The organism is Alteribacter keqinensis, assembly GCF_003710255.1.
In the GTDB taxonomy this organism is placed as follows: domain Bacteria; phylum Bacillota; class Bacilli; order Bacillales; family Salisediminibacteriaceae; genus Alteribacter; species Alteribacter keqinensis.
The window spans coordinates 20,074-28,508 of the sequence record NZ_RHIB01000006.1 but is presented as its reverse complement, the minus strand read 5'-3'; the positions used below and the strand labels follow the sequence as shown (position 1 = coordinate 28,508).

General features: G+C 43.9%; 6 protein-coding genes, 1 rRNA gene and 1 other annotated feature (1 of these 8 running past the window's edge). Of the genes, 6 read left to right on the top strand and 1 reads right to left on the bottom strand.

What is annotated here, in order from left to right:
• Nucleotides 1–9: 9 nt before the first annotated feature.
• A 5S ribosomal RNA gene (rrf, locus tag EBO34_RS20345) occupies nucleotides 10–126 on the top strand.
• Nucleotides 127–760: 634 nt separating this feature from the next.
• Nucleotides 761–1,966, top strand: a complete 1,206-nt coding sequence (gene megL / locus EBO34_RS20340; RefSeq protein WP_122902091.1) for a methionine gamma-lyase — start codon at nucleotides 761–763, stop codon at nucleotides 1,964–1,966.
• Nucleotides 1,967–2,075: 109 nt separating this feature from the next.
• Here the strand turns inward: megL and EBO34_RS20335 are convergent, their stop codons facing one another.
• Nucleotides 2,076–3,017, bottom strand: a complete 942-nt coding sequence (locus tag EBO34_RS20335; RefSeq protein ID WP_183163972.1) for a YaaC family protein — start codon at nucleotides 3,015–3,017, stop codon at nucleotides 2,076–2,078.
• Nucleotides 3,018–3,165: 148 nt separating this feature from the next.
• Between EBO34_RS20335 and guaB the strand changes: the two genes are divergently transcribed.
• From guaB to pdxT, 4 genes are all read left to right on the top strand, one after another.
• Nucleotides 3,166–4,623, top strand: coding sequence for an IMP dehydrogenase (guaB, locus tag EBO34_RS20330; RefSeq protein ID WP_122902087.1), 1,458 nt, complete (start codon nucleotides 3,166–3,168; stop codon nucleotides 4,621–4,623).
• A gap of 236 nt (nucleotides 4,624–4,859) precedes the next feature.
• Nucleotides 4,860–6,251 (top strand): D-alanyl-D-alanine carboxypeptidase family protein, encoded by a 1,392-nt coding sequence (locus tag EBO34_RS20325; RefSeq protein WP_122902085.1) that lies wholly within the window; start codon nucleotides 4,860–4,862, stop codon nucleotides 6,249–6,251.
• A gap of 439 nt (nucleotides 6,252–6,690) precedes the next feature.
• A complete protein-coding gene (gene pdxS / locus EBO34_RS20320) occupies nucleotides 6,691–7,575 on the top strand; it encodes a pyridoxal 5'-phosphate synthase lyase subunit PdxS (protein ID WP_122902083.1) in 885 nt (294 codons plus the stop codon).
• A 16-nt stretch (nucleotides 7,576–7,591) separates the two neighbouring features.
• A complete protein-coding gene (gene pdxT / locus EBO34_RS20315) occupies nucleotides 7,592–8,176 on the top strand; it encodes a pyridoxal 5'-phosphate synthase glutaminase subunit PdxT (RefSeq protein WP_122902081.1) in 585 nt (194 codons plus the stop codon).
• 44 nt (nucleotides 8,177–8,220) lie between these two features.
• Nucleotides 8,221–8,435: a binding site (T-box leader), on the top strand; it runs 7 nt beyond the window's last position.

The window sequence follows — 8,435 nt, the reverse complement described above, 5'->3', positions numbered from 1 at the left end:
AATGATTTGTCCAGTGACGATAGCGAAGAGGTCACACCCGTTCCCATGCCGAACACGGAAGTTAAGCTCTTCAGCGCCGATGGTAGTTGGGGGCTCTCCCCCTGTGAGAGTAGGACGTCGCTGGGCAATAAGAAAAAGCACCCGTTTTTAAAGCGGGTGCTTTTTTGTGCTGTTTGGGGAGGATGTAAAAGCAGGCCGTGGACCGGTTTTCCTGAACAATCGCGCCTTTATCCTGACAAATTTTTATTTATCCTGAAAACCTGGTCTCTGTAAAAAAGAAGGCGGCCTGGGCGGCCGCAGGGATCTTTGTTTACCTCACAGAATATCATGAATCTTTTATCTATATGATGAATCCTCAGCAATTTATCAAATACACATATATCATGAAAACTCCTCTGTTTATTTTGAAAACAGACGTTATTTTCAGCTTAATTATCTATATCCTTTAATCTTCACAGCGCATCGTGCGGAGTTGAACGGATTAGGGGACACTCCTGCGAAAGTGCGAGACAGACGGGGCCCTGCCGTTCACCGTAGAGACTCGGCGCGAGTCCGCCGAAAGGGAGCGTATCCGTTCAACGAAGTTGCTGAAATATAAGGGTTTAGTTCTTGTCCTGACACTTTTCAGGTTAGCTATCTCCATAAAAACCTTCTTTTCACTACAGCACCGCCGCAGTGTCTTTCTATAATGGTATTTCACGGGCCAATGAGAAGGCGTATAATGGTGTTATAGAAGAGAAAAAAGGGGTTGTAATCAGAGATGGAGAAAAAAAAAGAACTAGAAACAAGGTTAATTCATGGGGAGTACGATCGTAAAAAACATTATGGGAGTTTAACACCTCCTTTATATCAGACATCCACATTTACTTTTGATTCAGCACAACAAGGAGAAGCACGTTTTGCAGGAAATGAAAGCGGTTACATCTATTCGAGGTTAGGAAATCCGACGGTTACTATTCTTGAGAAAGCCATTGCCGATTTGGAAGAAGCAGAAGAAGGAATTGCTTTTGCGTCAGGAATGGCAGCAGTGTCATCTGTGTTATTGGCTTTAGTAAGAACAGGAGATCATATACTTGTTTCTGAAGGCGTATATGGTTGTACGTATGGACTTTTACAGCTTGTGGAGGACAGGTATGGTATCGAGCACGACTTTATCGATATGTCGGAGGAAGAAACGGTGCGGCAGCAGATAAAGCCGAATACGAAAGTGCTTTACGTAGAAACGCCGATCAATCCTACAATGAAACTTGTTGATCTGGAAATGGTGATAAAGGTAGCAAAAGAAATGGGGGTCGTTGTTGTGGTGGACAATACTTTTTCTTCACCATACCTGCAACAGCCTCTTAAGATGGGTGCTGACGTTGTCATTCACAGTGCAACTAAATATATCTGTGGACACGGAGATGTCATTGCAGGTCTTGCGGCAGGGAAGGCTGACTTTGTCCAGCAGGTCCGGGCTACTACATTAAAGGATATTGGCGGGGTAATGGCACCTTTTGATGCATGGCTTTTACTGAGGGGGTTAAAGACCCTTTCTGTGAGGATGGATCGCCATTGTCTAAATGCTTCTGATCTTTTCCGGAAATTAAAAGATCATCCTAGAGTGAAGAAGATTGTTTACCCCGGGGATAGTTCTTATGAGCATTATGATTTGGCGCAAAAACAAATGAAACAGCCGGGAGGGCTTATTACCTTCGAAGTAGAAGGAGGGAAAGAAGAAGCCCAGGAGATGATGAACCATTTAAAAATGATTCAGGTAGCTGTAAGCCTCGGAGATGCAGAAACGCTTATCCAGCATCCTGCCAGCATGACCCATGCGGTTATTCCACCGGAAAAACGAATGGAAATGGGTATAACAGAAAGTATGCTGAGATTGTCTGTCGGACTGGAAAATGTAAATGACATATGGGAGGATCTTGCTCAGGCATTGAATGCTGCGGCTGGTAAATTAAGTACATCGAGTTAAGCAGGCGGCCAGACTGATGATTAAACATCTGATATTTACGCTGCACCTAAAAGGAGAGCCTTTCGGTGCAGCTACGATAAATTATTCATTATCATCCCATAATTTTGATTCAGTGAGTGAACCTCTGTGATGTAAGAAGGTCTTCAATAAGCTGTGGGAGCTTGTACTTTGAGATGGTGAGAAAGTGTTCAATGCATGGGAAATCATTTGAAGAGAAGGAGTGCAGGAGCTCACACCACCATTCTGTTTCGTAACGGCATATCATACTCAGGCTGTATAAGATCAAATAGTGAGAGAGCAGTTCCGGTAAAGGAAGGAATGCCGCACGGTCGTTAGGCAAGTACAAGCTCTCATTATGACGAATCGGTAAATAGGGATGTACATTGAAATCTCCTGCCGGCGTCAGCACAAAAGAGTTACCTTGTTTTTCCCCTTTCATATGAATACCTTCAGCTTTTAATAATGATAAGAACCTCGGCAGCTCCATTTCCAGATTTTTTAGAAGGAGAGGCGGTAAGGCAACATTTTGATCAGAAACTGAAATTTTTGTGATGGGTTTATGATCATACAGCTTTTCAATAAGGGAGGCCATTTCAGGTATTCGCCTGAAAACATAATTTAATTTATATTTTTCTCCGGTCAATTGTTTCACATGAAACATTTGTTCCGAGAAGTAAGGAAATAACCCTTCTTTTTGAACTTTTACTTCATCCTCCAAAAAAGAGTAATCCTGTTTTTTCCGTTTTCGTGCTGTGACACCGTGAGCCAGTACCTGAGTCGTTCCGGGGTATTCAGGATCTACGGTGAGGAGACAAGCTTTCATCCACTGTACACACCCATAGAATAAAAGCACAGGCTGGGTAGATAAAGGGGCAACCTCAGACTGACTGACGTATTGTTTTCCCATTTCAAGATAATATAAAAAAGGATACCCATTTTTATATGCCAGTGTTCTGGCGTTGCTCAACTTCTGTGCTTCATACTTTGCTGCTAAATACTGCTTCACGTAATCAATGGATTGAAAAGGCAATAAAAAGGGGTGTGATGTCATTGTATTTGACTCCTTTGTCAGAACGCTGGAAGTAAGGGAGAATCGGGTTTGGCTAACTTTTGGAACCTGTCGATAATTCTTGACAGTAGTGTGTCCACTTGTTAAGCTACTAATAATATTTTGGGAAAAATTAAGGAGGATTTCATCCATGTGGGAGGAAAAGTTTGGTAAGGAAGGGTTAACTTTTGACGATGTCCTGTTAATGCCGGCTCGTTCAGAAGTACTGCCAAGAGATGTAAGTGTGAAAACAAAGCTTTCCGATAAATTAGAACTGAACATTCCTATTATCAGTGCCGGGATGGATACTGTTACAGAAGCAGCTATGGCTATTGCTATGGCTCGTGCCGGCGGACTCGGTATTATTCATAAAAATATGTCGATTGAAGAGCAGGCAGAGCAGGTGGACCGCGTAAAGCGTTCAGAAAGCGGAGTAATTACAAACCCGTTTTACCTTTCGGCAGACAATCAGGTGTTTGATGCTGAGCACTTAATGTCGAAGTACCGTATTTCAGGAGTCCCTATCGTGGACGAGAATTTAAAGCTAGTCGGGATTTTAACGAACCGTGACCTTCGCTTTATTGATGACTACTCTATTGAGATTAATGAGGTCATGACAAAGGATAACCTTGTAACTGCTCCTGTCGGCACAACACTGGATGAAGCACAAAGCGTTCTCCAGAAATATAAAATTGAAAAACTGCCTCTTGTTGATGATGACGGCATCTTAAAAGGCCTTATTACAATTAAGGACATTGAAAAGGCAATTGAATTCCCTCATTCAGCAAAGGACTCAGCGGGCAGACTTGTAGTCGGTGCAGCTGTCGGTGTAGGGGGAGATTCCGAAGCCCGAACAGAAGCTCTTGTTCAATCTGGAATTGATGTGCTCGTTATTGATACAGCGCACGGCCATTCACGAGGCGTGCTCGATAAAGTGCGGCAGGTTCGTGAAACGTATCCGGATCTGGACATTGTAGCCGGAAACGTAGCCACAGCGGAAGCCACCCGAGATCTGATCGAAGCCGGTGCTACGATTGTTAAAGTAGGTATCGGGCCAGGATCTATTTGTACGACCCGTGTAGTAGCCGGAATCGGTGTACCGCAGATTACTGCTGTATATGACTGTGCAACAGAAGCACGTAAACACGGGAAAGCCATCATTGCTGATGGGGGTATTAAGTACTCCGGAGATATTGTAAAAGCTCTCGCTGCCGGCGGACATGCTGTCATGCTCGGAAGCCTCCTTGCAGGGGTAACAGAAAGCCCTGGTGAAAGGGAAATTTTCCAGGGACGACAGTTTAAAGTATACCGTGGCATGGGCTCCCTTGGGGCTATGGAAAAAGGAAGTAAAGACCGCTACTTCCAGGAAGGTGAACAAAAACTTGTTCCCGAAGGCATTGAAGGACGTACACCATATAAGGGGCCTTTAAGTGATACAATCCATCAGCTGGTGGGTGGTATCAATGCCGGAATGGGGTATTGCGGCACACCAACGATCCAGGACCTTCAGGATAACGGCCGCTTTATCCGCATTACGAATGCCGGATTAAAAGAAAGCCACCCTCACGATGTTCAGATTACAAAAGAGGCACCGAACTATTCCATGTAAATTAGGTAAAAAGATTTAGATAGATAGGGTCTCCCCTATCTATTTTTTTCTGTTTGTATATGGTAAAATGACGTTTGTTACTCACGTTTTCAGCGGTGCTTCAAGAACATTTTAAAAAATATGGAATATATGCTCTTTTCAGGAACGAACGAAGAGTCTGTATTTACCAATTATCGGCGTATTCTTGAACGCTCACGTTTATATAAATAGTTATGCATCAAGGAGAGGAAGAGAGAATGGGGAAGTTTAAAGGAACAGTATTGTCATTAATGGCTTTTCTGCTTGTTTTTTCAAGCGTATTTGCTACATCAGAAACAGCAGAGGCCGGGTTTAATCCGGGGGTTGAAACGGTAATACTTGTAGATGCCGATTCCGGCAAAATTTTGTTGGATAAGAACATAGATCAGGCATTACCGCCAGCCAGTATGACAAAGATGATGAGTGAGTACTTAATTTTAGAAGCAATCAACAACGGAGAGATTTCCTGGGATCAGGAAGTTCCAATCAGTGACTTGAATGCAGCTCTGTCACATCAGGGTGGATTATCGAATGTAATGTTAAGAACTGATGAGAAATATACAGTAAAAGAACTATATGAATCAGTAGCCATTTATTCTGCTAATGCTGCCACAATGGCACTCGCGGAAATGATTTCAGGATCTGAAGGTGCTTTCGTTGAAAGAATGAACGAACGAGCAAAAGAAATCGGTATGGGTGAGCCGATGCGTGAAGCAGGAAGTGGAGATCTGGAATCCCTCTTCGAACAAGGGATCGGAGATTTCCAGTTTGTAAATTCCACCGGTCTGCCAAACAGCCTTCTTGGAGATAACTACCCTGAAGGCACTGAGCCTGATGACGATAACTATATGTCAGCTCGTGCCGCAGCTACATTAGCCTTTCATTTGATTAACAATTATCCTGAAGTACTGGAAACAGCCAGTATTCCGGAGAAATTGTTTAAAGAAGGAACAACAGATGAAATCCGTATGCAAAACTGGAATTGGATGATTCCGGGTACGATGTACGGCGATTTGGATTACGAGTATATTGATGGGTTAAAAACCGGATTTACGAATTCTGCAGGATATACATTTACCGGAACAGCTGAAAAAGACGGGAAACGTCTGGTTTCTGTGGTCATGGGTGCGGACTCTGAAGCTCACCGTTTCCAGGAAACACAGCGGTTAATGGAGTGGGGGTTTAACCACTTCTCACAGACAGAACTTTTCCCTGCCGGTATGAGCATTGAAGAGGACGAAACAGTTCAGGTAGCCAAAGGAAAAGAAAGCGAAGTCGCTGTGTCTACTGAAGATGCATTGTCTATGATGATTCGCAACAACCAGGAAGACGCATACAGCTATGAAGTAGAATGGGACGAGTCATTATTGAATGAAGACGGTAAACTGACTGCTCCTATTGAAGCCGGAGAAGTTGTTGGTAAACTTCACGTTGTTTCAGATGAGGATGATGCAGGATTTATCGACGGAAATGACCAATCTTCCGTTAACATCGTAACTGACGAAGCGGTAGAGAAAGCCGGCTGGTTTTCACTTCTGTTCAGAAGCATCGCGGGCTTCTTCTCCGGTGTATGGACCTCAGTTGCTGATACAGTAACCGGCTGGTTCTAGTATAATAAAACCTCATACAGCATACCCGGAAGAAAACCTTCCGGGTATTATTTTTAACGCTCTTCTCGTATAAATTGTGGCTCATTTCACTCTCTATAGATTACAGAAAAAAAGATACAGCCTTTGGAATGAATTAATTCGCTTTGAGGAATAATTATTTCACTTTTAGATAGTCTTATCGGCTTCAGGAAGAAATATTTCATTTTTGGGATAAATACATCACTCTAAGATAGAATCGTTCCTTTTACAGGAAGAATTACATCACTTTCAGGAATAATTACGTTACATAAAAGGAGAATCACTTGGAATTGCAAACCTTTCTAGTTATTTCTAAATCTTTTCCATCGATATTTTAACCGGTTTTCCGTTATAATAGATAAGGATAATCAGAATCCGAATTATTTGAAACTTAGGTAATCTCGAAAGGGGATCATTCACAATGAAACAAACGGGTACAGATCGGGTAAAACGCGGGATGGCAGAAATGCAAAAAGGCGGCGTCATTATGGACGTTATTAACGCGGAACAAGCTAAAATTGCAGAAGAAGCAGGTGCTGTAGCAGTTATGGCACTGGAGCGTGTGCCAGCAGATATCCGCGCTGCAGGCGGTGTTGCGCGCATGGCAGATCCTACAATTGTAGAAGAAGTAACGAATGCAGTAAGTATTCCTGTAATGGCGAAAGCTCGTATTGGTCACATTGTTGAAGCAAGAGTACTTGAAGCGATGGGTGTAGATTACATCGACGAAAGTGAAGTACTTACACCTGCTGACGAAGTTTACCACTTAAATAAACGCGATTACACGGTACCATTCGTATGTGGAGCAAGAGATCTTGGAGAAGCTTCCCGCAGAATCGGAGAAGGTGCGTCCATGATCCGTACAAAAGGTGAGCCTGGTACAGGGAACATCGTAGAAGCCGTGCGTCACATGCGTATGATGCAGTCCCAGATTAAACAAGTGGTTGGTATGAGCGAAGATGAAATCATGACAGAGGCGAAAAACCTTGGTGCACCTTACGATATCCTAATGGAAATCAAGCGTACAGGTAAGTTCCCTGTTGTAAACTTTGCAGCAGGCGGGGTAGCTACTCCGGCAGATGCAGCCTTAATGATGCAGCTTGGTGCAGACGGCGTATTCGTTGGTTCCGGTATCTTTAAGTCGGACAACCCTGAAAAGTTCGCCCGTGCGATTGTAGAGGCAACGACTCATTACGAAGACTACAAACTTATTGCTGAGCTTTCAAAAGGTCTTGGTTCTGCGATGAAGGGGATTGAAATCTCAACTCTTGAAGCAAAAGACCGTATGCAGGAGCGCGGCTGGTAAGTAAAGGAGCGGCATCATGATAAACATTGGAATTTTAGCCCTTCAAGGGGCCGTTCGTGAGCATGCAAAAGCCCTTGAGGCGCCGGATGTAAACGTGATTGTTGTTAAACGTACAGAGCAGTTGGACGAGCTGGATGGTCTTGTTTTTCCGGGCGGGGAAAGCACGACGATGCGCCGGCTTATTGATAAGTACGGATTTTTTGAGCCGTTAAAAGCCTTTGCCGGATCAGGCAAACCTATGTTCGGCACGTGTGCAGGAGCAATCCTGATGGCAACAGAAATCAAAGGACAGGAGCACCCGCACCTTGCTGTTATGGATATGACGGTTGAACGAAATGCCTTTGGGCGCCAGCGGGAGAGCTTTGAAGCTCCTCTTAAAGTTAAAGAAATTGGTGAAGATGTTCACGGTGTCTTTATCCGTGCACCAATCATTGAGCGTGTCGGACCGGCTGTGGACGTAATTGCAGAATATGATGGTGACATAGTCGCTGCAAAGCAAGGGAACTTCCTGGCGTGCTCCTATCACCCTGAACTGACAGATGATGACCGGATGCATCAGTATTTCGCATCGATGGTGAGAAAAAATCACGTACCTGCTTGATTAAAAACTCCCCCATCGGTTATGATAGGAATACAAAATATTCTTGAACGACAGTGAAGGGAAAAAGTAATGAAGACAGCTTTGTCCAGAGAGTCGGTGGCGCTGAAAACCGATCAAAGCTCTTTATGAATCCATCCCGGAGTCAGGCGGCGGAAGACGAGTATGCTGCCTCGGTATCGTCGGCCGTTACAAGCGATGAGTGGAAAAAAAGGATCGTTCCTTTTTTTCAACAAGGGTGGCAACGCGGGTTAACTCTCGT

Bases quoted from the DNA above. Each gene is read 5' to 3' on its own strand.
- EBO34_RS20325 (WP_122902085.1), top strand. From the start codon at position 4,860: ATGGGGAAGTTTAAAGGAACAGTATTGTCATTAATGGCTTTTCTGCTT.
- pdxT (WP_122902081.1), top strand. From the start codon at position 7,592: ATGATAAACATTGGAATTTTAGCCCTTCAAGGGGCCGTTCGTGAGCAT.
- EBO34_RS20335 (WP_183163972.1), bottom strand. From the start codon at position 3,017: ATGACATCACACCCCTTTTTATTGCCTTTTCAATCCATTGATTACGTG.
- pdxS (WP_122902083.1), top strand. From the start codon at position 6,691: ATGAAACAAACGGGTACAGATCGGGTAAAACGCGGGATGGCAGAAATG.
- megL (WP_122902091.1), top strand. From the start codon at position 761: ATGGAGAAAAAAAAAGAACTAGAAACAAGGTTAATTCATGGGGAGTAC.
- guaB (WP_122902087.1), top strand. From the start codon at position 3,166: ATGTGGGAGGAAAAGTTTGGTAAGGAAGGGTTAACTTTTGACGATGTC.